The organism is Rathayibacter sp. AY1C4, from assembly GCF_002932195.1.
Lineage (GTDB): Bacteria > Actinomycetota > Actinomycetes > Actinomycetales > Microbacteriaceae > Rathayibacter.
Window position 1 is genome coordinate 85,661 of record NZ_PSWE01000005.1, and the last position, 21,042, is coordinate 106,702.

The window sequence follows — 21,042 nt, forward strand, 5'->3', positions numbered from 1 at the left end:
CACGGGGAGGGCCCCGGAGCGGATGCTCCGGGGCCCGGGGTCGGATCTCAGCCGGCGGCCTGCTCGGCGAGCTCGTCGGCCTCGTCGCCGAGGCCGATGACGCCGTAGTCCCAGCCCTTGCGGCGGTAGACCACGCTCGGGCGGTTCGTGTCGGAGTCGATGAAGAGGTAGAAGTCGTGTCCGACCAGCTCCATGTAGTCGACGGCGTCGTCGACGGTCATCGAGACGGAGGCGAAGACCTTCTTGCGGATGACGACGGGGCAGTACGGCTCCTCGACCTCGTCCTCCACCGGCTCCGGCGCCTCCTGCACGGGGATGACGCCCGTGCTCAGCTGCTCCAGCACCGCCGCGTCGGCCGGCTGGATGGCGACGACGCTGAAGTCGTCGGCGGCCGCGTCGCGGAGCGAGGTCGGCCGATGCTGGCCCCGATGGACCTTCTTCCGGTCCTTGGCGCGTCTCACCCGTTCGAGCAGCCGGCCGATGGCGACGTCGAACGCCGCGTACTTGTCGGCTCCGCTCGCCTCGGCCCGGACCACGGGCCCCTTGCCGATCAGCGTCAGCTCCACGCGGTCGCCGCCAGCCGAGCCCTTGCCCTCGGCGTGCCTGCTCGCCTTGATCTCGAGTGCGAGAGCACGATCGGCGAGGTGCGCCACCTTGTCCGACTTCTCCGTCGCGTACGCGCGGAAGCGATCGGTGATGTCGATGTTGCGTCCTGTGATGTCGATGTCCATGACAACCTCCCAGTCGAGTACGGCGTGCCGCCTTTCTCCGGGGCGGACCGTTCACGCCGTGCCCCCACCGTAGACCCCGGCCACCGGATCGTCACCGGGAGTTCGTCCGGATTCTGCTGCTACGTTCCCTCCTCGTTGCGCGGTGCCGGCCAGGGCCGCCGCGGCCCGGACCGTCCCGCCGGCCGCACGCACGGCGCGCCGGAGCTCGAGCAGGGTCGCGCCGGAGGTGACCACGTCGTCGACGAGGACCACCGGCGGCCACGACGAGAGCGGACGGCGGGCGCGGAACGCCCCGTCGAGGTTGCCGCGCCGCTCGACGCGGCCGAGCCCGACCTGGTCGCGGACCATCCGCGACCGCCGGAGAGGACGCGCCGCCCGCCCTCCCGCCGCGGCGACCAGCTGCGCGACGGGATCGGCGCCCCGCCGCACGCGGCCGAGCCAGGAGCCGGGCGGGACGACCAGGATCGCGGGGCTGCCTGCGAGCGCCGCGCCGAGGGCCGGACGCAGCAGCGCGCCGAGCGGGGCGAGGCAGGCCGTGCGGCCCTCCTCCTTCAGCGCGACGACGAGGCGGCGCACCGTGCCCTCGTACGGGGCACCGGTGACGACGAGGAGCGGATCGTCCGGCGGTCCGACGACGCGGGTCAGCAGGCAGGCCGAGGCGGCCGCGTCGGCCGAGCAGTCCGGACAGGGCGCCCGGCTCGTCGGCTCTCCGCAGGCGGGGCACTCCAGCGGGAGGAGGACGGCGAGGGCGTCGAGCAGGTGATCGGAGAGCATGCCTCCACGTTCGCCGTCCGGGCCGCGGCGCGGTGGGTGGATCCGTCGGATCGGGACGATCCGCCCGCCCGACGCGCCTGGGGAGGAGCATCCGGGGAGCGCCGTCGTCGACAGGGCTCGTCGTCGCCGACAGGACCCGTCAGGACCCCATGCCGGTCTGCGTCGCGAGCAGCCGGATGTCCGTCGCGGTCGTCTGCCAGGCCGAGCCCCGTTGCTGCCGGAGCTCCCCGCCCTCGGCGAGGATGCGGACCTGGGTCGAGGTGTTGCCCGCGGCGATCTGGACCGTGCCCGTCGTCGTGCCGAGCGCCGTGGCGCCTCCGCCGAGCAGGTTCATCGTGACGGCGTCCTCTCCCGTCGAGCCGCGCACGACCGACACCACGTCGAGCTCGTCCGTCCAGGCCGCGGCGACTGCGGTCCCCGGAGTCGAGCGGAGGACGACCGGCTCGCCGACCGCCACCGGGTCGCCGTCCCGTGAGCGGGTGATGCCGGCCACCAGCACCGTCGCCTGCTGCCCGTCCTGGGCGAGCGCCAGCATCCGGGTGCCGTCGCGCGACACGGCGATCGAGGCGAGCGACTCGACCTCGCTCCAGGCCGTCGCGACCTGCATCGAGCGCGAGCCGTCCGCGGAGTACGCCACCAGCTGCCCGGGCGAGGCCGACGGCACGGACCACACGTACCCGAGCGGATCGATCGTCGGCGCGACGAGGCCCGACCGCGCGTCGAGGAGGACGTCGGCGCCGTCGGGCTCCACGAGGCTCACGCCCGCGGCGGTGAGCACGGCGGCCGACGCGTCCGAGTCGGCCCCGCGCTGCTCGCCGAGGACCGCGGCCCGCGGCTGCAGCGCCTCGATCCGATCCGAGATCCCGAGGCCGGCCAGCCCGGAGGAGCCGAGGAATCCGAAAGCGTCGTCGGTCAGCACGAGCGGCCGGGTGTCGACGCGGGGCGAGGTCGGCAGCCCGGTGACCTCGGAGGGGACGTCGATCGGGTTCTGCTCGACGGAGAGCGCGACTCCGGTGACGTTCGAGACGTTCGCGAGGCTCCGGTTCAGCTGCAGCGCCATCAGCCGCCACTGCGCCGGATCGGCCTCGAGAGCGGCCGGGTTCAGGTCCACCACGGCGCGCTGCGACTCGACCGGCACGGTCTCGGCCGCCAGCGTCGTCCCGGTCGGGAAGGCCGACACGACGGCGGCGGAGTCCCGCAGCCACGGCGTGGGGCCGCGCAACAGCTCGGTGACGATCGTGGTGCTGGTGGAGCTGTCGGCGCGCGAGGCGAACCAGCGCAGGTCCGGCACGAGGTACTGGTATCCGGGGTCGAAGAAGTAGAGCGCGTGCGTCGAGAAGACCTGCTCGAAGGTGGTGCGGTCGATCACCACGCCGCTCGGCGGCGCGCTGATGCGCCACTCGCCGTTCTCCTGGACGAAGCCGTAGTCGAGGGTCAGGCCGGCCGTGGTGGCGACGTCGGTGTAGACGCCGGTCGCGTCGACCTCGGCGACGGGCGTGATCGTCAGCGAGAGCGTGGATCCCGACTGCGGCGAGGCGGAGCGCTGGCCCTCGTCGACCGTCACGTGCTCGCCCGGCGTCCAGTCGGCTCCGGTGGAGAGGAACTCGCGGGCGATCTTGTAGTTGTTCTGCGGGCTCGACGCGGCGTCGATGAAGCCGGTCAGGATGTCGCGCTGCGACGCACCGACGGCGGGTCCCGACGGGAGGAAGTCGTACTGGAGGTCCTGCGGCGCGGTGTCGGGCCGTCCGACTCCGACGTCGCCGTCCCGCGGGATGCCGGCGCACCCGGCCAGCCCGAGCGCGAGCAGCGCGGCGGCCGCGACGGCGCGGAGGACGCCGCGCCTCACGGGAGCACCCCCGCGGCCCCGACCGGAGGAGCCTGCAGCGGCGGGAGGACGATCGGGCCGCTGTAGGCCTGCTCGCCCGCGTCGACCGGGGGCAGCGGGAGCGGCGAGGCCTCGATCCGCTCGCCGCGGTGCCGGGGCACGGTCAGGCGGAAGCAGGCGCCGCGATCGGGCACTGACCAGACCTGCAGCCAGCCGTGGTGCAGGGCGGTGTCCTCCTGCGCGATGGAGAGGCCGAGGCCGGTGCCGCCGAGCGTGCGGCGGCGGGACGGGTCGGCGCGCCAGAAGCGGTCGAAGACGCGCACCACCTCCTCGCTGCTCATGCCGTGCCCGTAGTCGCGCACCGCGAGGGCGACCGCGCTGGCGTTGCTGTCGACGGTGACGACGACCTCGCGGCCGTCGCCGTGCTCGATCGCGTTGCCCAGCAGGTTGCGGACGATCCGGCGGATGCGGCGCGGATCGAGGTCGGCGTCGAAGTAGCCGCCCGGGGCGGAGAGAGTGAGCCGGGAGCCGTTCGCCTCCGCGATCCCGCGCATCGCCTCGATCTCGTCGCCGGCCAGCTTCACCAGGTTGACCGGCTCGAGCTCGAGCTCGGCCGATCCCGCGTCGTGGCGGGAGATCTCGAGCAGGTCGGCGAGGAGGCTCTCGAAGCGGTCGATCTGGCTGTGCAGCAGCTCGACCGTGCGCTCGGCGACCGGGGCGAAGTCCTCGCGCTGGTCGTACAGCACGTCCCCGGCCAGCTTCATCGTCGTCAGCGGCGTCCGGAGCTCGTGCGAGACGTCCGAGACGAAGCGCTGCTGGACCTGGCTGAGCGTCGCGAGCTCGCTGATCCGGTCCTGCAGGCTGTCGGCCATGCCGTTGAAGGACCGGGCGAGGGTCGCGATCACGTCCTGGCCCCGCTCGGGGATCCGCACGTCGAAGTCGCCGGCGGCGAGGCGCTGGCTCGTCTCGGCCGCGACCCGGACCGGGGCGACGACGATCCGCACGACGACCCAGCTGACCGCTCCGATCAGCAGGATGAGCAGGATCCCCGCCACGTTGAGCACCTGCTGCACGAACTGGAGCGTGCGCTCCGCGTCCGCGAGGGAGTAGCCGATGTACAGCTCGTAGCGCCCGGCCGAGCTCGGCAGCTCGAGGGTCGAGCCGACGAGGATGCCGGGCTGCTGCTGACCGGAGGCGTCGAGCGTCACCGACTGCCAGTACTGCCCGTCGGAGCCCGCCTGCACCCGCTCGCGCAGCGCGTCGCTGATCACGCCGTTCTGCAGCTCGCGGTTGTAGATGTCCTGAGGCGCCAGCGAGGACGCCTCCTGGTCGGGCGAGCGCACGACGGCGATCAGCGCGGAGGAGGAGGCGTCCCGGACGGCGGTGCGCACCGAGCTCATCACCTCCTCCATGTCCTGGCGGGTGGAGACTGTGGCGGCGTCGAGGTATCCCTGCGCGGCCCGGGTCGCGCGCGACGTGTCGCCCGTGACCTGCGTCAGCCGTGACTGGAACAGGTTGTCGCTGATGCTGTACGAGAGGTAGACGCCGGTCGAGCCGATGGCGATGCCGCTGAGCAGGACCGTGATCGCGACCGCGCGGAACTGCAGCGACGTGCGCCACACCCCGAGCACGCGGCGGGGCCACCGGCGCACGTCGGGAGCGGCGAGGCGGGGCACGGTCAGCCCGGGAGGACGGCGCCGGCGCGGTAGCCGACGCCGCGCACGGTCATCACGATGCGGGGGTCGTCCGGGTCCTTCTCGACCTTGGCGCGCAGGCGCTGGACGTGCACGTTCACGAGGCGGGTGTCGGCCTTGTAGTGGTAGCCCCAGACCTGCTCGAGCAGCATCTCGCGGGTGAAGACCTGCTGGGGCTTGGAGGCGAGGGCGAGGAGGAGGTCGAACTCGAGCGGGGTCAGGCCGATGCGCGTCTCGCCGCGGCGGACCTCGTGGCCGGCGACGTCGAGGCTCAGGTCCCCGACCTGCAGCACCGCGTTCGCGGCGGCGGTGGCGGGACGCAGGCGCGTCCTGATCCGCGCGACGAGCTCCTTGGGGTCGAACGGCTTGACCATGTAGTCGTCGGCGCCGGACTCGAGGCCCTGCACGACGTCGGAGGTGTCGGACTTGGCCGTCAGCATGATGACGGGGACTCCGGACTCGGCGCGGATCGCGCGGCACACCTCGATCCCGTCGATCCCGGGCAGCATCAGGTCGAGCAGGACCAGGTCCGGCCGGGCCCGCCGGAAGGCCTCGAGGGCGCCGGAGCCGTCCGCGCAGAAGGAGACGTCGTACCCGTCGGCGCGCAGGACGATGCCGATCATCTCGGCCAGGGCGGCGTCGTCGTCGACCACCAGAATGCGCGCGCTCATCGGTCTGCTCTTCCTCGTCTCGGGTCGCGCCCGCCCACGGCGCGCACGGTGACCCGACCCAGGCTAACCGACGCACCTCTCCGTGGGCGGGGAGCGGGCTCTGCGGGCGAAGGGGGTCCGCTCGGGGGAGTACCCCGCCCGCACGCCTATGACAGCATGGAGGGGATGACCGACGCAGCTCAGTGGCCCCCGCCCGCAGGGCGTCCGGACGACGCGGCCGTCCCGGCGCAGGACGGCGACCGGCGCAGGCCGCTGCCCGCTCCCGTCGCCCCGGCCTGGTCGCCCGCGCCGCCGAGCGCAGGCCCCGTACCACCCGCTCCCGCCGGGGGCTCCTGGTCGCCCGCGCCGCCGAGCGCAGGTCCCGTACCACCCGCTCCCGCCGGGGGCTCCTGGTCGCACGCCTCCGGCGCCGGCCCCTGGTCGCCCGGTCGCCCCGCGCCCGGCTGGACTCCCCCGCCCAAGCCCGGTCTCGTGCCGCTGCGCCCGCTCGGCTTCGGCACCCTGCTCGGCGCCCCGTTCCAGGTCCTCCGCCGCAGCCCCCGCACGACCCTGGGCGTCGCCCTGCTGGTGCAGGGCCTCGGGTCGGTGCTCGCCCTGGCGGTCTACGGCCTGATCGCGGTGCTCGCCGTCGGGCGCATCGCACAGGCGGAGTCCGCCGACCGCGACGCCGTCGGCGCGGGCTCCCTCGCGGTCGTGGTCCTGGCCGCCCTCATCCCCCTCGCCGTCTCGCTCGCCAGCGGCGCTCTCGTGCAGGGCGTGGTCGTGCTCGAGGTCACCCGCGGCGTCCTCGGCGAGCGGGCGACCTTCCGACAGCTGCTCGCCCGGCTGCGGGGCCGCTTCTGGGCGCTGATCGGCTGGACGGTCCTGCAGGGCGTCGGCTACCTCCTCCTGGTGCTCCTCGCCGTGGCGCTCGCCGTGCCGCTGTTCGTCATCGGAGCGATGGACGGGACGTCGAGCGCGATCGTCGGCGGGATCCTGGTGCTCGTCGGCTCCGGCCTGGTCGCCCTCGCGCTGGGGGTCTGGCTGTCGACGAAGCTCGCCCTGGTTCCGAGCCTGATCGTCGTCGAGCGGCTGCCGCTGCGCCGTGCGGTGGCGCGCTCCTGGCGGCTGGTGGCGGGCGGCTTCTGGCGCACCTTCGGCGCGCTCGCGCTGATGACCGTGATCATCCAGGTCGCCGGCCAGATCGTGGCCACGCCGTTCAGCCTGCTCATCCCGATCGCCGGCGCCCTGATCGCCCCGACCGACCCGGACGCGCAGCTCGTCACCTCGCTCGTGGTGACGATCGCCTCCGTCGCCGTGGGCTTCGTGATCGGCGCCGTCGGCACCGTGCTCCAGTCGGCCGTGACGGGCCTGGTCTACCTCGACCGACGGATGCGCCGCGAGGGCTTCGACCTGGTGCTGATGCGCCACGTCGAGGAGCGCGCGGCGGGCCGCCCCTCCCCCGATCCCTTCCCCGTGCCGGAGCGCCCGTGATCCTCGCCGCGGCCCCTCTCGAGCCCGACGCGGTGCAGGCGCGCCGACTCCTCCTCGAGGAGCTCGCCGACCCGCGCTACCGGGCGGCCGAGCCGACCCTCTTCGACCGGGTGGTGCAGGCGGTGCGCGACTGGTTCGCCTCCCTCACGCTGCAGGGCGACGGCCCGCCGGTTCCGATCGCCGCCGTGATCGGCGTGCTGGTGCTGGTGGCGCTCGTGGTCGCCGCGCTCGTCATCGCGGGACGGCCCCGCGCCGGTCGCCGCAGCACCGTCACGGGAGCGGTGCTCGCCGACGACGACACCCGCTCGGCCGCGACCCTCCGCTCGCTCGCCGAGGCCGCGGCCGCCCGCGGGGACTGGGACGAGGCGCTCGTCGAGCGCTTCCGCGCCCTGGTGCGCTCCCTCGACGAGCGGACCGTCCTGCGGGTCTCGCCCGGCACGACCGCGCTCGGCCTGGCGTCGCGCGCCTCTGCGGCCTTCCCCTCCTCCGCCGCCGCGCTGCGCCGCACGGCCGACGACTTCGACCGCGTGCGCTACCTCGGGCAGCCCTGCGGCCCGGCCGAGTACGAGCGGGTCGCGGCTCTGGACCGCGAGCTCGCCGCGGCCTCGCCGGTCCTGGACGCCCTGGCGGCGCCCCGGTGAGCGCCGACACGGTCTCCAGCCCGACCCTCGGCGCGCTGCTGCGCCGCGGACGGGTGTGGGTGCTCCTGCTCGTGATCGTCGCGGTCGGCACTCTGCTGCTCACCGTCGCGACCGGGACCCGGGTGGCCGCCCCGGACCTCGACGTCGACAGCGCGACCCCGGACGGCGCCCGCGCGCTCGCCCAGGTGCTGCGCGATCAGGGCGTCGAGGTCGTCCGCGCCGACGACCTGGACTCCGCTCTCGCCGCCTCCTCCCCGGACGCGACACTGCTCGTCGACGACCCGGACGTGGCCCTCGACGAGGCCCAGTACCGCCGGCTCGCCCGCGCCTCGGCCTCGCTCGTCCTGGTGACCCCGGGAGGAGCCGCGCTCGACGCCCTGCTGCCGGACGTCCGCTTCGCCGGCTCCCCGGCCGGCGACGGCCCCTTCCGCGCCGAGTGCCCGCTCCCGGCGGCCGAGCGCGCCGGGACGCTCCCCGCGGGAGGGAGCACGTACCGGATCCTCGACGACGGCGACGCGGTCGGCTGCTTCCCCTCAGGCGACGACGGCTTCCTGCTCGTGAGCACCGGGTTCCCGCAGGGCGCCGACGTCACCGCGATCGGCGACGCCGACCTCCTCCGCAACGGCACCATCGGCCAGGACGGCCGCGCCGCTCTCGCACTCGGACTGCTCGGCGGTGAGGACCGGCTGGTCTGGTACCGCGCCGGAGCCGCCGACTCGGCGAGCACCACCCCTGCACCCGCCGATCTCGCCCCCGGCTGGGTGACTCCGGCTCTCCTGCTGCTGGTGGCCGTGTTCGTCGCCTCCGCCGTCTGGCGCGGCCGCCGGCTCGGCCCGCTCGCGGTCGAGCCGCTGCCGGTCGTCGTGCATGCGAGCGAGACGGCCCGCGGCCGCGCGCGGCTCTACGCGCGCGGAGCCCTCCGGCCCCGCGCCCTCGACGCACTGCGCATCGGCACCCTCCGGCGGACGGCCGCGCTCCTGGGACTCGCTCCGGCGACCGGGGTCGACGAGATCGTCGCCGTCGCCGCCGAGCGCCTCGGCCGCGATCAGGCCGCGCTGCGCCGTCTGCTCGTCGACGACCTGCCGGGCGACGACGCCGCCCTCGTCGCCGCCTCCGACGAGCTCCTCCGCTTCGAGAGCGCGCTCCGCGCCGCCCTCTCCCCGACGACCGCCCGACGACCGGAAGGCCCCTCCCGATGAGCGACACCACCCCCTCCGCCCGCGACGGAGCGCCGGTCTCCGACGACGACCTGCGCGCCGAGCTCGACCGGGTCCGCTCCGAGGTCGGCCGCGCGGTCGTCGGCCAGGACGGCGCCGTCTCCGGGCTCCTGATCGCCCTCCTCGCGGGCGGCCACGTCCTGCTCGAGGGCGTCCCCGGAGTCGCGAAGACGCTGCTCGTGCGCGCCCTGTCCGTCTCGCTCGGCCTCGACACCCGCCGGGTGCAGTTCACGCCGGACCTGATGCCCGGCGACATCACCGGCTCCCTCGTCTACGACGCCTCCACCTCCGGCTTCGCCTTCCGCGAGGGCCCGGTCTTCACGAACCTCCTGCTGGCGGACGAGATCAACCGCACGCCGCCGAAGACCCAGGCCGCGCTCCTCGAGGCGATGGAGGAGCGCCAGGTCAGCGTCGACGGGCGCACCCTGCCTCTGCCGGACCCGTTCCTCGTCGCCGCCACCCAGAACCCGGTCGAGTACGAGGGGACCTACGTGCTCCCGGAGGCCCAGCTGGACCGGTTCCTGCTCAAGCTCGTGCTCGACATCCCGCCGCGCGACGTCGAGGTGGAGGTGCTCTCGCGCCACGCCGCGGGCTTCGACCCGCGCGACCTCGACGCCGCGGGCGTGCGACCCGTGCTCGACGCCGCCCGTCTGCGCGCCGCCCAGGCCTCGGCCCGGCGAGTCGGAGCCGGTCCCGACGTCCTCGGCTACATCGTCGACCTCGCCCGCGCCACCCGCGAGAGCCCGAGCGTCAAGCTCGGCACCAGCCCCCGCGGCTCGACCGCCCTGCTCGCGGCGTCCCGCGCCTGGGCCTGGCTCAACGGCTACGGCTCGATCACCCCCGACCACGTGCAGGCGATGGTCCTGCCCGTGCTGCGCCACCGCATCCAGCTGGAGCCGGAGGCGGAGCTCGAGGGCGTCCGCACCGAGGCCGTCCTGGGCGGGATCCTGCAGCAGGTCCGCGTCCCGGTCTGAGCCGTGCACCTCACCGGACGCAGTGTCCTTGTCCTCCTCGTCGGCCTGGTGCCGGTCGTCCTCCTGGGCGGCCGCCCCGAGGTCGCCTTCGCCGTGCTCGGCCTCTGGCTCCTGGCCTGGGCGGTCCTCGTCGGGATCGACGTCGCGGTCGCGGGCTCGCCCCGGGCCGTGGTGCTCGAGCGGCGGGTGCCGGACCGGGTGCGGCTCGGCGAGAGGGCCGAGGCGACCCTCCTGGTCACGAGCACCGGTCGCAGGAGGATCACGGGGGTCCTCCGCGACGCCTGGGAGCCCTCGGCCGGTGCCCTCGAGACCCGGTCGCCCCTGCGTCTGCCGCCGGGCGAGCGCCGCGCGGTGACCACGGTCCTGGAGCCGCTCCGCCGCGGCGAGCGCCGGGCACTCCACGTCACCATCCGCTCCCGCGGGCCGCTCGGGCTGGCCGGCCGCCAGGCGACGCGGGCCGCGCCGGCCGTCGTCCGGGTGCTGCCCGCCTTCCGCTCCCGTCGCCACCTGCCCTCGCGCCTGGCGCGGCTACGCGAGCTGGAGGGGCGGACCAGCGTGATGATCCGCGGGCAGGGAACGGAGTTCGACAGCCTGCGCGAGTACGTCCGCGGCGACGACGTCCGCTCGCTCGACTGGCGGGCGACCGCGCGGCGCCGGGAGCCGGTCGTCCGCACCTGGCGCCCGGAGCGCGACCGGCGCGTGATCGTCGTGCTCGACACGGGCCGCACGTCCGCCGCACGGATCGAGGACGAGCCGCGCCTGGACACGGCGATCGAGGCGTCGCTCCTCCTGGCGGCCCTCGCGGCCTCGGCCGGCGACCGGGTCGACGTGCTCGCGTTCGACCGCACCCGGCGAGCCCGCGTGCACGGCGCCACCGGCACGGAGGTGCTGACCCGCGTCGTGGACGCCCTCGCCCCCGTGCAGCCCCAGCTCATCGAGACCGACTGGGCGGCGGTGCCCGCGCAGGTGCGCACCCTGGCCTCCCAGCGCTCGCTGGTGGTGCTCCTCACCGCGCTCGACTCGGTCGGCTCGGCGGAGGGGCTCCTCGCGGTGCTCCCGCAGCTCACCCGCGTGCACACGGTCGTGGTCGCCTGCGCGCTCGACCCCGAGCTGCAGCGGATGGCGGAGGACCGGAGCGACCGGGCCGCGGTCTACTCCGCCGCCGCCGCGGAGCGCTCGCTCGCGGACGTCGACCGGCTCTCGGCCGCCGTCCGCCGTCTCGGCGGGGACGTCGTGCTCGGCAGCCCCTCCGCTCTCCCGCCGGCGCTCGCGGACCGCTACCTCGCCCTCAAGGCGGCCGGACGGCTCTGACCTGCGAGAGGGGCCGTCGCCGCTCCCGGGAGCGCGACTCGACGGCCGTGCTCGTCCGGCTCGGCTCAGCCGGCCGCGATGCTCCGCGACCCGGCCTCGAACCGGTCGAGGTCGCCCGTCTCCCCCGCCCGCACCGCGCGCCCGCCGACGACGATCATGTAGAAGAGGAACGCGCCGAGGGCGAGCGCCCCGATCCCGATCTTGAGCCACCAGGGCCAGGGTGCCGGAGTGACGAACCCCTCGATCACGCCCGAGACGAGCAGCACGAAGACCAGGCCGATCGCCACCGTGAACAGGCTCCGCGCGTCCTCGGCGAGCGCCTGGCCGCGGGTGCGCGCGCCGGGAGCGATCCAGGCCCAGAAGATCCGCAGGCCCGCGGCCGCGGCGACGAACACGGCCGTCAGCTCGAGCTGTCCGTGCGGCGCGATGTAGAGGAAGAACGTGTCGCCCTCCCCCACATGGAACATCACCGCGATCGACGTGCCGAGGTTCTGCGCGTTCTGCAGCAGGATGTACGGCACGTAGACGCCGACGATCCCGAAGGCCACGCACTGCGCCGCGATCCAGGCGTTGTTGGTCCAGACCTGCCCGGCGAACGAGGCGGCGGGGTTCTCGGAGTAGTAGTCGATGAAGTCGCCTCGGGCGAAGCGCCGCAGCTCCTCGTCGTCGCCCAGCGCGGCGAGCAGGCGCGGGTCGCCGAGGATCCAGAGCGCGTAGAGCGTCGCCACCACCGCGGTCGCGAGGGCGACGGCGAGCGTCAGCCAGCGCAGCCGGTGCAGAGCGGCCGGGAGCGAGAGGACGACGAAGCGGGAGACCGCGGCGAGCGGCTCGTCTCGCGTGCCGGTCAGGCGTCCCCGAGCCCGCGAGAGCGAGACGGCGAGCCGAGTGCCGACGGCTGTCGATCCGGCGGTGGAGGAGATCGTGGCGAGGTCCGCGGATGCCGCCTGGTAGCGCTCGATCAGCTCGTCCGCCTCGGCTCCGGTCAGGCGGCGCCTGCGCGAGAGCTCGTCGAGGCGGGTCCACTGCGCAGCGCGGGCGGCCGAGAGAGCGTCGATGTCCATCTCCTGACAGGATAGCCAGGCACGCCGCCGAGGCCGAGCATCCGGGAGGAGCACCGTGGAGGAGCAGCGCACCGAGTTCGACGACGCCGACCTGATCACCGGCGAGGCGATCGCGCTCGAGGTGCCCGTCACCTCGTTCGCGCTCCGCGCGGTCGGCGCGATCATCGACCTGATCGCGGAGCTCCTGCTCGCGCTGGGCCTGTTCCTGCTGGTCTCCTCCCTCTCCGGGGACGGCGGCCTGGACCCCGCCGCCTCGGCCGCCGTGGCGATCGCGGCCCTCGTCATCGCCGTGGTGATCGTGCCGGTCACCGTCGAGACGGCCAGTCGCGGCCGCTCGCTCGGGAAGCTCACCGTCGGCGCTCGCGTCGTCCGCGACGACGGCGGTTCCATCGGCTTCCGGCACGCCCTCGTGCGCGGCCTCACCGGCGTCCTCGAGATCCTGATGACCTTCGGCGGGCTCGCCGCGGTCGTCGGCCTCCTCTCGCGCCGATCGCGCCGTCTCGGCGACGTCCTCGCGGGCACGCACAGCCAGCTCGAGCGCGTTCCCCGCGCGGAGCCGCTGGTCGTCGAGATCCCGGAGCCGCTGCGGGGCTGGGCCGTCACGGCGGACACCGCGCGCCTCCCCGACGCACTGGCGCGCCGACTGGCGCAGTTCCTCCGTCAGCGCCACGGCATGACGGAGCCCTCGCGCTCGCAGCTCGCCGCCGCGCTGGCCGACGAGACCGCGGTCCACGTCTCCCCGCTGCCCGCCGCGCCCGCGGAGGACTTCCTCCTCGCCGTGGCGGCCCTCCGCCGGACGCGGGAGGAGCGCGCCCTTCTCCTGTCCGACCAGCGCCTCGAGCGGCTGGCCCCGGTGCTCTCGAGCACGCCGCGCGGCTTCCCCGAGCGGCCCTGACGCGCGCGGCAGCGGCCTAGGCGGGCCCCGCGCCGTAGCGGACGGTCTCCCAGCCGCGCGGGACGAGGAGCCGCCGGTCGTGCTCGGCGCAGAGGTCGTAACCGTGCGGATCCGGCGCAGGACTCAGCGGCCCGACCGCCACCAGCGAGTCGCGGTAGTCGTAGGTCAGCGTGACGACGGCCTGCGCGCGGCAGCCCGTCCGCGAGCAGTGCCGTCCGGTCATCGCCGCCCACAGTAGCAATAGGCTGGAGCCATGCCCCGTGCTCGTCGTTCCGCCGCTCGCCCGACGAGCGGGTCGCGCGGAGGCTCCCGCGACCGGCACGGCCGCGGCGCACGAGGGCCGATCACCGGTCCGCACCTCCCCCTGCTGCAGACCCGCTCCGACTTCTTCGAGGCGACGATCGGCTCGGCCTTCGACTACCTCCGCGGCACCTGGCCGGAGGAGCTCGCCGGCATCCGCGTCGACGTCGCGGCGACTCCCGACGTCGACCCCGACCGGCTGCAGGGCACGGGCATCGCGCGGTGGCGCGTCGACCACGCCGCGCGCCGCATCACGCTCTACCGTGTGCCGATCGAGCGCCTGGCGAAGCTGCACCGCCGCGACGAGTGGCACCAGCGCATGCTGATCGAGAGCTACGTGTTCCGCGCCGTCGCGGAGCTGCTCGGCCGCGACCCGTGGGACATCTCCCCGGACCGCTACCGGCACCCCTGAGGCGCCGGCAGCTCTGAGGCGCCGGCAGCTCTGAGGCGCCGGCACCGCCGAGGCGCCGCCGCCCCGCGTCTCAGTGCGAGTAGACCGTGATCGGCGAGGAGAGCGGTCCCGGCGGGACGATCGTGTACGAGGCGATCCGCCCGTCGCGCGCGATCGAGACCGAGGCCTGCACGGGCTGGGTGCTGCTGACGACCGCGCCGTCGCCGTCCAGCGGGGTCGCGAGAGCCGCGAACGGGCCGAGCTCGAGCGTGCGGGTGCCGCCCGGGGCCTCGATCTCGACCGAGGCGGTCGAGTCGCTGCCGTTGACCAGGTGCAGCCGCGCGTCGCCCTCGCCCGTGCCGGCGACGCCGAAGGGCGTCGTGGTCGCGGTGCCGGAGGCGAACCAGGCGAAGTCCGTGCCGGCCGAGCCGGTCGAGGTCGTCCGCCCCGCCGCGACGATCGGCTGATCGGCCCGCAGGACGATGCGGTAGGAGCCGTCCGCCAGGCCCGTGAGCGGGACCTCGCCGACGAGGCCGGCGGGGACGACGACCTGGCTGGAGGCGCCCGACCCGCTCGGATCCTCGTTGGTGACCTCGACCGAGACCGTGCTGTCGGCGTCGCCGGGGGTGAGGATGCGCAGCACGGGGCTGCCCGCGCCGCCGCTGCCGTCGTCGCTCGCGGTCTCGGCCGGAGGCGACGTGACGGTGAAGCCGGCGATCACGGCGAGCGTGTCCGGGCCGGCGGAGGGGCCGGTGGTCTCGACGCCCTCCGGGGTGAGGCCGGAGATGGCGCTGCTCTGCATGCTCGCGGCGACCTCGCCGCCCCGGGCGGTCACGTGCACGACGGGCTGGACGACCCCGGGGGCGAGCCCCGCGAGCGGGAGCGCGCGGACCGCTCCGGCCGGAACGACGATGCCCGTGGCGCCGGTGGCCTGGACGGTGCCGGTCTCGGAGAAGAGCGTGAGGTCGACGGTGGAGGCGACCTCGCTCGGGTTCGCCAGGATCAGCACGGAGGTGCGCCCGACGTCGGTCGAGCCGGCCACGAGCCAGCTGTCGGCCGAGGGCTCGGCGCAGGCGCGGGCCGACAGTCCGGAGAGGGTGTCCGTGCCGATGCCCTGGACGGTGGCTCCGCCGGGAGCGGGGTCGGAGCCCGCGGGCACGCTCAGGCCGGTGATGCCGGTGCCCGGTGCGGCGACGTCGTCCTCGTCGAGGACCGTGGGGTCCGAGGTGGAGCCCTCGGGCCGGACCGCGGTCGCCGCGCCGTCGAGGGCACGCAGCTGCTCCGGCTCTCCGGCGTCGATCAGATCGCCGCCGCAGACCAGCGAGCTGTCGGCCGCGACGGGCGTCACGACGACGCCCTCCGCGGCGCTCGAGACCAGGGGGGACGGGAGGAGCTGGGGCACGACCACGGCGGCCGCGGCGATCACGACTCCGGCCGCGCCCACCGCACCGCGCAGGGCCGTCCGGCGCCGACGGGCGGCCGAGGGTGCGCGATCGGGCGTCGAGGCCGCGGCGCGATCGGCGCGGCGCTCCGCGCGGGAGCGGCGGGCGGAGGACTCGGGCATCTGCTTCTCCTGGTCGGCGGGGTCAGACATCGTCGTTCCCGTCGTCGAACTGGCCGGTGGCCTCGCCCGGCTCGTCGTCGATCCCGGCGACCGCGCCGCTGGAGCGGCCCCGCTCGAGCGAGAGCCCGGTGGGCACCGCCAGCAGGAGGGCGACGACGAAGACGAGGAGGAGGGCGATCGTGTAGGCGATCCCGAAGGGCCCGACCACGCCGGACGGAGCGGCCTCGGTGCGGGTCCCCTCGGTGTCGACGGCCGTCCAGAGGAGCCCGTAGCGGGTGTCGCCGACGGCCGAGAACGCCGCGTTGCCGTCGAGGGAGACGGCCGCCCGCGCGCGCACGGCGGCGGCCGCGTCGCCGACCTGGGTGCCGGCCGGCTCGGTCAGCACGACGAAGCGCACGCCGAGGCTCTCGAGCGCGGAGGGGACGTCGTAGCCCGTCCGCGAGACGAGGTTGCCCGCCAGCTCGTCGATCGCGTCCGTGCTCTCGGCGCCGGTGTTCGCGAGGGTCGACTGCTGGTCGAGGGTCGCGCCCGCTCCGCGCTCCAGTCGGGCGAGGACGCCGCCGTCCGCCTGCGGGACGAGCACGATCGTGCCCACCCGCGGGTCGTTCCGGGCCTCGGCCGCCACGTAGGCGGGGAGCGAGCGGTCCGACGTGGTCGACACGGACGTGCCGGCGCCGGTCGGGAAGGCCACCGCGAGCGGACCGACCAGTGCTGCCGCCGCGGCCGTGACGACGAGCGCCGGCACCACGCGCACCGAGCGCACGGCGGCGAGCGAGAGCGACGCGCCGATCACCAGGCCGAGCCAGTAGAGGCTGAGACCGGTGCCGCTCCAGACGGAGACCGCCTCGGAGCCGGTGGTCGCGACCTGCACGCCCTGGGCGAGCGAGGCGGTCACGAGACCCGCCGCCGCCACGCCGACTCCGCCGAGGGCCGAGAGGTTGTTCGGGAGGAGGAGGGCGGCCAGCGCCGCGACGATCAGCGGCACGACGAGCACGGCCGTGACCAGCGGGGCGGCGGAGGCGCCGATCCCCAGACCGCCGAGGAACGCGAGCCATCCGTCGGGCAGACCGGCCGGGAAGCCGGCGAGCAGCGCGACGAGGTCCGACTGCGCGGAGGGCAGCGGGACGCCCGGATCCGCGAGGACGCCGAGCCAGTCGCCCCGCGGTGCGCGGGCGACCACCAGCGGGAAGAGGAGGACGGCCGCGGGGATCGGCAGGCCGAGGAAGCGGCCGATCCGCCGCCCCGAGGTGGCGACGACGACGAGCCAGATCACCAGGAGCGGCACGGCCAGCACCGGCGCGCACGCGACGACGGCCGCAGCCAGGATCGAGGCGCTCGCGGAGGCGGACCAGGAGCGGTACGCGCCGAACCCGGCGAAGAAGAGCCAGGGAAGCAGCACGTGCACCAGCAGCGGGGCGGGGCGCCCGTCGGCCTGCGCGGCGAAGAAGGCGGGAGCGAGGATGTAGACGAGGGCTCCGGCGGCGCGGGCGGTCGCGCGCGGGGTGAGCCGGGCGATCATCAGCCAGGCGCCGAGGGCGGCAGCGGGGAGCGCGACGAGGTAGAGCAGCACCATCGAGTAGCTGGGCGACCAGAAGGTCAGCGAGCCGAGCACGGCGAGGACGGCGGCGAACGGGTCCGCCGCGCCGATGAACCCCGAGCCGAGGTCGCGCCAGCCGTAGGCCGCGTTGCGCCACAGCTCGCCGACGGTCGGCGAGAGCGTCAGCAGACCACCGCCGCTGAGCGCGGGAGCAGCGAGGAGCGGCGTGTAGATCACCAGGCCGGCGAGCGCGGCGACGAGGACGACCCACACTCCCCCGCCCTGGAAGAAGTGCAGCGGATGGCGGTCCCGCCCGGCCTGCACGCGCACGGCGTCGTGGCGCACCGAGCGCAGCTGCCGCACCACGTCCAGCGGGATGCGCAGCGGCGCGATCGCCTTCCAGCCCACGTTCTTCGACGAGCGGAGAACGGTGCGGGCCCGCAGCACCTTCGTCCCCCCGAAGGCGACGACGAGGGCCGCCAGCAGCTCCCCTCCGACCAGCCCGGGCTGCTTGCGCAGCAGGCGCACGACCGCGCGGCCGATCGCCAGGGGGACGAGCGAGAGCCAGTGCAGGAGGAGGAGCGCGACGGGCGCGTAGGCGAGCCGGCGGTGCAGCTGCGCGGTGCGGTGCTGGCGCGCCCGGCGCCGCTCGCCGCTGTCGATGCGGCGGCCGTCGGGGCGCTGCAGCCCGATGCGGGCGGTGGTGACGCGGGCGTCCGGCACGCGGCTGACCCGGTGTCCGGCGAGCCGGGTGCGGATCGAGAAGTCGAGCGCGTCGTCGACGACCGGCAGGCCGGGGTCGAATCCGCCGAGCTCCTCCCAGAGGGAGTGGCGCACGAGCATGCCGCCGGCGGCGACGGCCAGGACGTCGGGCGTGGAGTCGTGCTGGCCCTGGTCGAGCTCGTCCTCGACGAGGTGGACGGTCGTGCCGTGCTTGGTGATCGACTCGCCGTAGCTGCGGATGTAGCCGGAGCGCGTCCAGTCCATGATCTTGGGGCCGGCGACCGCGACGGAGGGGGCGACCTCGACGGCTCCCAGCAGCGCCGCGAGGGCGCCGGGCTCGGGGGCGGAGTCCTGCGCGAGCAGCCACAGCCACTCGTCCTCTCCGGCCGGCGGCTGCATCACGCGGACAGCGCGGGCCACGGCCTGGCCGAAGGGGAGGTGCTCGGCGACCTGCACGAGCTGCGTCGGACCCCAGGACGCGAGGAGCTCGTCGGTCGTGTCCTTCGAGCCTCCGTCGACGAACACCGTCGCGTCGGGCTGACGGGTCTGCGCCCGCAGTGCCGCGAGGGTTCGTTCCAGATAGGCCGCGCCGTTGCGCGCGACGAGGACGGCGGTGACTCGTGGATACATCGCGGACCACCCTAAGCGATGCCGCCGCGCCGCCCGCCTGCGGCTCGCCGCCCCGTCGGTCGGGTCGCGGCGAGGAGGGGACTAGGCCCGGCGGCGCAGCTTCCGGCGCTCGCGCTCGGAGAGGCCGCCCCAGATGCCGAAGCGCTCGTCGTTCTCGAGCGCGTACTCGAGGCACTGCGCCCGGACCTCGCACGAGGTGCAGATCTTCTTGGCGTCGCGGGTCGAGCCGCCCTTCTCGGGGAAGAAGGCCTCGGGGTCGGTCTGCGCGCACAGCGAGTCGACCTGCCAGGAGAGCGCGCCCCCCGGCGCCTCGGTCGCGGTGTCGATACCGGGTCGGACCCCGGGCACGCCCAGACGGACCGGATCGACGAACCAGTCCTCAGGGACTCCGGAGTGCTGTTCCGGAAGCGTCATGCCGTCTCCTGCCCCGCCTGCGAACCGATGATCGGCGGCCGCTCCTCCCGGAGCCGCTGCCTAGGTAATTACAGCGGTGTCATTCGCTCAGGTCAAGTCGCGGACCATAAACCCTCAACCCGCCGTGGAGGGTTCACGACACACCGGCGTGTCGCGAACGTGAGATCCGATCAGGCCGTCGCGGCGCTCCGTGCGCGCCATGCGCTCTCCACCATCTCGGCGACGGTGTGCCGCATCTCCCAGCCCAGGTCGCGGGCCGCCGTCTCACCGGAGGCGACGATGCGGGGCGGATCGCCCGGCCGCCGCGGGGCGACCTCGGGCGTGAAGGCGATGCCGGTGCTGTCGGCGATCGCGCGCATGATCTCCCCGACGGAGGCCCCGGATCCGCTGCCCAGGTTGTAGACCGGGTCGATCGGCTCGCTCGTGGCCAGGCGGCGCGCCGCGGCGACGTGCGCGAGCGCCAGGTCGGCGACGTGGATGTAGTCGCGGACGCAGGTGCCGTCCGGCGTCGGGTAGTCGTCGCCGTTGATCCGGGGCGTGCGGCCGTCCAACAGAGCCTCGAAGACGAGGGGGAAGAGGTTGTGGGGGCTGGTGTCGTAGACGTCCGGGTAGCCGGACCCGACGACGTTGAAGTAGCGCAGGGAGGCGTGCCGGACGCCGTGCGCCCGCCCCGCGTCCGCGAGCAGCCACTCGCCGATCAGCTTCGACTCGCCGTAGGGCGACTCCGGGCTCTTGGGGGTGTCCTCGGTGACGATCTCGACGTCGACCGCGCCGTAGACGGCAGCGCTCGAGGAGAAGACGATCGAGGAGACCCCGGCGCGCTCCATCGCCGCCAGCACGCGCATGGTGCCGGTGACGTTCTGCTCGTACGTGTGCAGGGGGCGCTGCACCGAGACTCCGGCGTACTTGAACCCGGCGACGTGGACGACGCCCTCGATGTCGTGCTCGGCGAGCACGCGGTCGAGCAGGGCCTCGTCGAGGATCGAGCCCTGGTGGAACGGGACGCCCTCGGGCACGAACGACGCGTGCCCCGAGGAGAGGTCGTCGAGGACGACGGGGTCGATGCCCTGCTCCGAGAACGCGCGCACCACGTGCGCCCCGATGTACCCGGCTCCCCCGGTGACCAGCCATGCCATGTGGATCCTCCTCGGTGCGGGCCCGCGACTCCGCGCGCCGGAAGACACCCTAGCGGCGGGGATCGACGGCGCGGATCGGCCGGATGACGACGGGTGGCGATATCCTGCCGTCGTGCTCCGCTCCGTCGCCCTCCTCGCCCTGCCCGGCCTCGCGCCGTTCGAGTTCGGGGTCGTCTGCGAGGTGTTCGGGATCGACCGCGGCGCCGACGGAGGTCCCGCCCTCGACTTCCGGATCGCCACTCCCGATCCGGGCCCCGTCCGCACGAGCCTCGGATTCGACCTGCTGATCGCCGATGGTCTCCACGCGGCCCGGGACGCGGACCTGATCGCCGTCCCCGCCCACGGCCGCGGGCCCGCCGACGAGCAGGTGCTCGACCTCCTACGCGAGGCTCACGAGCGCGGCGCGTGGATCCTCAGCGTCTGCAGCGGGGCCTTCACCCTGGCGCAGGCGGGCCTACTCGACGGCCGGCGCGCGACCACCCACTGGATGCACGCCGCCGAGCTCGCCCGGCGCTTCCCCTCCGTCACGGTGGACCCCGAGGTCCTCTACGTGCAGGAGGGGCGCATCGTGACGAGCGCGGGCACCGCGGCCGGCATCGACGCGGCGCTGCACGTGGTGCGCGAGGAGCTGGGCGCGACGGCGGCGAGCGTCGTCGCCCGGCGGATGGTCGTGCCCCCGCAGCGCCACGGCGGGCAGGCGCAGTACCTGCGGACCCCCGTTCCCGAGGCGCGCGCGGACTCGCTGGCCGAGGTCACCGAGTGGATGCTGGAGCACCTCGACGAGGACCTCTCGATCGAGGCGCTGGCCCGTCGCGCCGTGATGGCCCCCCGCACCTTCGCGCGCCGCTTCCGGGCCGACCTCGGCACGACTCCGCTCGCCTGGCTCACCCGCCAGCGCCTCCTCCGGGCGCAGGTGCTGCTGGAGGAGACGGAGCTGACCCTCGAGGCGGTCGCCGCGCGGGTCGGCTTCGGCACGGCCGCGGTGATGCGCCACCACTTCACGCGCGTCCTGCGGACCACGCCGGCGGCCTACCGCCGCACGTTCGCCGCCTGAGCGGCCGGCACCGGGATCGCTGGAGG

Annotated in this window: 19 protein-coding genes; 8 read left to right on the top strand and 11 right to left on the bottom strand. The window is 74.9% G+C overall.

What is annotated here, in order from left to right; all coding sequences use genetic code 11:
* Nucleotides 1-47: 47 nt before the first annotated feature.
* From hpf to mtrA, 5 genes are all read right to left on the bottom strand, one after another.
* Nucleotides 48-731 carry a ribosome hibernation-promoting factor, HPF/YfiA family gene (hpf, locus tag C5C99_RS04000; RefSeq protein WP_104224131.1) on the bottom strand — a complete coding sequence of 228 codons (684 nt, stop codon included), beginning with the start codon at nt 729-731 and terminating at the stop codon, nt 48-50.
* Between the two features lie 51 nt (nt 732-782).
* Nucleotides 783-1,505, bottom strand: a complete 723-nt coding sequence (locus tag C5C99_RS04005; protein WP_104339627.1) for a ComF family protein — start codon at nt 1,503-1,505, stop codon at nt 783-785.
* A gap of 139 nt (nt 1,506-1,644) precedes the next feature.
* Nucleotides 1,645-3,351 carry a GerMN domain-containing protein gene (locus C5C99_RS17020; RefSeq protein ID WP_181074534.1) on the bottom strand — a complete coding sequence of 569 codons (1,707 nt, stop codon included), beginning with the start codon at nt 3,349-3,351 and terminating at the stop codon, nt 1,645-1,647.
* Nucleotides 3,348-5,006, bottom strand: coding sequence for an MtrAB system histidine kinase MtrB (gene mtrB / locus C5C99_RS04015; protein WP_244229464.1), 1,659 nt, complete (start codon nt 5,004-5,006; stop codon nt 3,348-3,350). The genes C5C99_RS17020 and mtrB overlap by 4 nt, the downstream gene beginning before the upstream one ends.
* A 2-nt stretch (nt 5,007-5,008) precedes the next feature.
* Nucleotides 5,009-5,695 carry an MtrAB system response regulator MtrA gene (mtrA, locus tag C5C99_RS04020; RefSeq protein WP_104224133.1) on the bottom strand — a complete coding sequence of 229 codons (687 nt, stop codon included), beginning with the start codon at nt 5,693-5,695 and terminating at the stop codon, nt 5,009-5,011.
* Nucleotides 5,696-5,860: 165 nt separating this feature from the next.
* On the opposite strand from mtrA, the gene C5C99_RS04025 reads away from it, so the two are divergent.
* Genes C5C99_RS04025 through C5C99_RS04045 form a run of 5 tightly spaced genes read left to right on the top strand, consistent with a single transcriptional unit; the run spans nt 5,861 to nt 11,311 of the window.
* Nucleotides 5,861-7,168 carry a hypothetical protein gene (locus tag C5C99_RS04025; RefSeq protein ID WP_146084551.1) on the top strand — a complete coding sequence of 436 codons (1,308 nt, stop codon included), beginning with the start codon at nt 5,861-5,863 and terminating at the stop codon, nt 7,166-7,168.
* On the top strand, nt 7,165-7,809 hold the full coding sequence (locus tag C5C99_RS04030; protein ID WP_104339628.1) for a DUF4129 domain-containing protein: 645 nt from the start codon (nt 7,165-7,167) through the stop codon (nt 7,807-7,809). The genes C5C99_RS04025 and C5C99_RS04030 overlap by 4 nt, the downstream gene beginning before the upstream one ends.
* The gene (locus C5C99_RS04035) at nt 7,806-9,008 is read left to right on the top strand and encodes a DUF4350 domain-containing protein (RefSeq protein ID WP_104225485.1); all 1,203 of its coding nucleotides are present in this window, start codon (nt 7,806-7,808) and stop codon (nt 9,006-9,008) included. Before C5C99_RS04030 ends, C5C99_RS04035 begins: the two co-directional genes overlap by 4 nt.
* The gene (locus C5C99_RS04040) at nt 9,005-10,000 is read left to right on the top strand and encodes a MoxR family ATPase (RefSeq protein WP_104224137.1); all 996 of its coding nucleotides are present in this window, start codon (nt 9,005-9,007) and stop codon (nt 9,998-10,000) included. The genes C5C99_RS04035 and C5C99_RS04040 overlap by 4 nt, the downstream gene beginning before the upstream one ends.
* Before the next feature lie 3 nt (nt 10,001-10,003).
* Nucleotides 10,004-11,311 carry a DUF58 domain-containing protein gene (locus tag C5C99_RS04045; RefSeq protein ID WP_104294946.1) on the top strand — a complete coding sequence of 436 codons (1,308 nt, stop codon included), beginning with the start codon at nt 10,004-10,006 and terminating at the stop codon, nt 11,309-11,311.
* Between the two features lie 65 nt (nt 11,312-11,376).
* Here C5C99_RS04045 and C5C99_RS04050 read toward each other — a convergent pair whose 3' ends face one another.
* Nucleotides 11,377-12,372 (bottom strand): stage II sporulation protein M, encoded by a 996-nt coding sequence (locus tag C5C99_RS04050; RefSeq protein ID WP_104232803.1) that lies wholly within the window; start codon nt 12,370-12,372, stop codon nt 11,377-11,379.
* A gap of 55 nt (nt 12,373-12,427) precedes the next feature.
* Here C5C99_RS04050 and C5C99_RS04055 point away from each other — a divergent pair, with 55 nt between their 5' ends.
* Nucleotides 12,428-13,267, top strand: a complete 840-nt coding sequence (locus tag C5C99_RS04055) for an RDD family protein (RefSeq protein ID WP_258063626.1) — start codon at nt 12,428-12,430, stop codon at nt 13,265-13,267.
* A gap of 16 nt (nt 13,268-13,283) precedes the next feature.
* Here the strand turns inward: C5C99_RS04055 and C5C99_RS04060 are convergent, their stop codons facing one another.
* Nucleotides 13,284-13,490 (bottom strand): DUF3499 family protein, encoded by a 207-nt coding sequence (locus tag C5C99_RS04060; protein WP_104224141.1) that lies wholly within the window; start codon nt 13,488-13,490, stop codon nt 13,284-13,286.
* A gap of 30 nt (nt 13,491-13,520) precedes the next feature.
* On the opposite strand from C5C99_RS04060, the gene C5C99_RS04065 reads away from it, so the two are divergent.
* The gene (locus C5C99_RS04065) at nt 13,521-13,979 is read left to right on the top strand and encodes a metallopeptidase family protein (protein WP_104224142.1); all 459 of its coding nucleotides are present in this window, start codon (nt 13,521-13,523) and stop codon (nt 13,977-13,979) included.
* A 70-nt stretch (nt 13,980-14,049) separates the two neighbouring features.
* On the opposite strand, the gene C5C99_RS04070 is transcribed toward C5C99_RS04065, so the two are convergent.
* The 4 genes from C5C99_RS04070 to galE all read right to left on the bottom strand — a co-directional run bounded on the left by C5C99_RS04070 (nt 14,050) and on the right by galE (nt 19,962).
* Nucleotides 14,050-15,552: a DUF5719 family protein gene (locus tag C5C99_RS04070; protein ID WP_146085462.1), complete on the bottom strand. Its 1,503-nt coding sequence runs from the start codon at nt 15,550-15,552 to the stop codon at nt 14,050-14,052.
* On the bottom strand, nt 15,545-18,412 hold the full coding sequence (locus tag C5C99_RS04075) for a glycosyltransferase family 2 protein (protein WP_104339630.1): 2,868 nt from the start codon (nt 18,410-18,412) through the stop codon (nt 15,545-15,547). Before C5C99_RS04075 ends, C5C99_RS04070 begins: the two co-directional genes overlap by 8 nt.
* A gap of 81 nt (nt 18,413-18,493) precedes the next feature.
* Nucleotides 18,494-18,826: a WhiB family transcriptional regulator gene (locus tag C5C99_RS04080; protein ID WP_104224145.1), complete on the bottom strand. Its 333-nt coding sequence runs from the start codon at nt 18,824-18,826 to the stop codon at nt 18,494-18,496.
* A 170-nt stretch (nt 18,827-18,996) separates the two neighbouring features.
* Entirely contained in the window at nt 18,997-19,962 is a 966-nt protein-coding gene (galE, locus tag C5C99_RS04085; protein WP_104224146.1) for a UDP-glucose 4-epimerase GalE, read from the bottom strand.
* A 112-nt stretch (nt 19,963-20,074) separates the two neighbouring features.
* On the opposite strand from galE, the gene C5C99_RS04090 reads away from it, so the two are divergent.
* Nucleotides 20,075-21,016 (top strand): GlxA family transcriptional regulator, encoded by a 942-nt coding sequence (locus C5C99_RS04090; protein WP_104224147.1) that lies wholly within the window; start codon nt 20,075-20,077, stop codon nt 21,014-21,016.
* Nucleotides 21,017-21,042 lie beyond the last annotated feature (26 nt).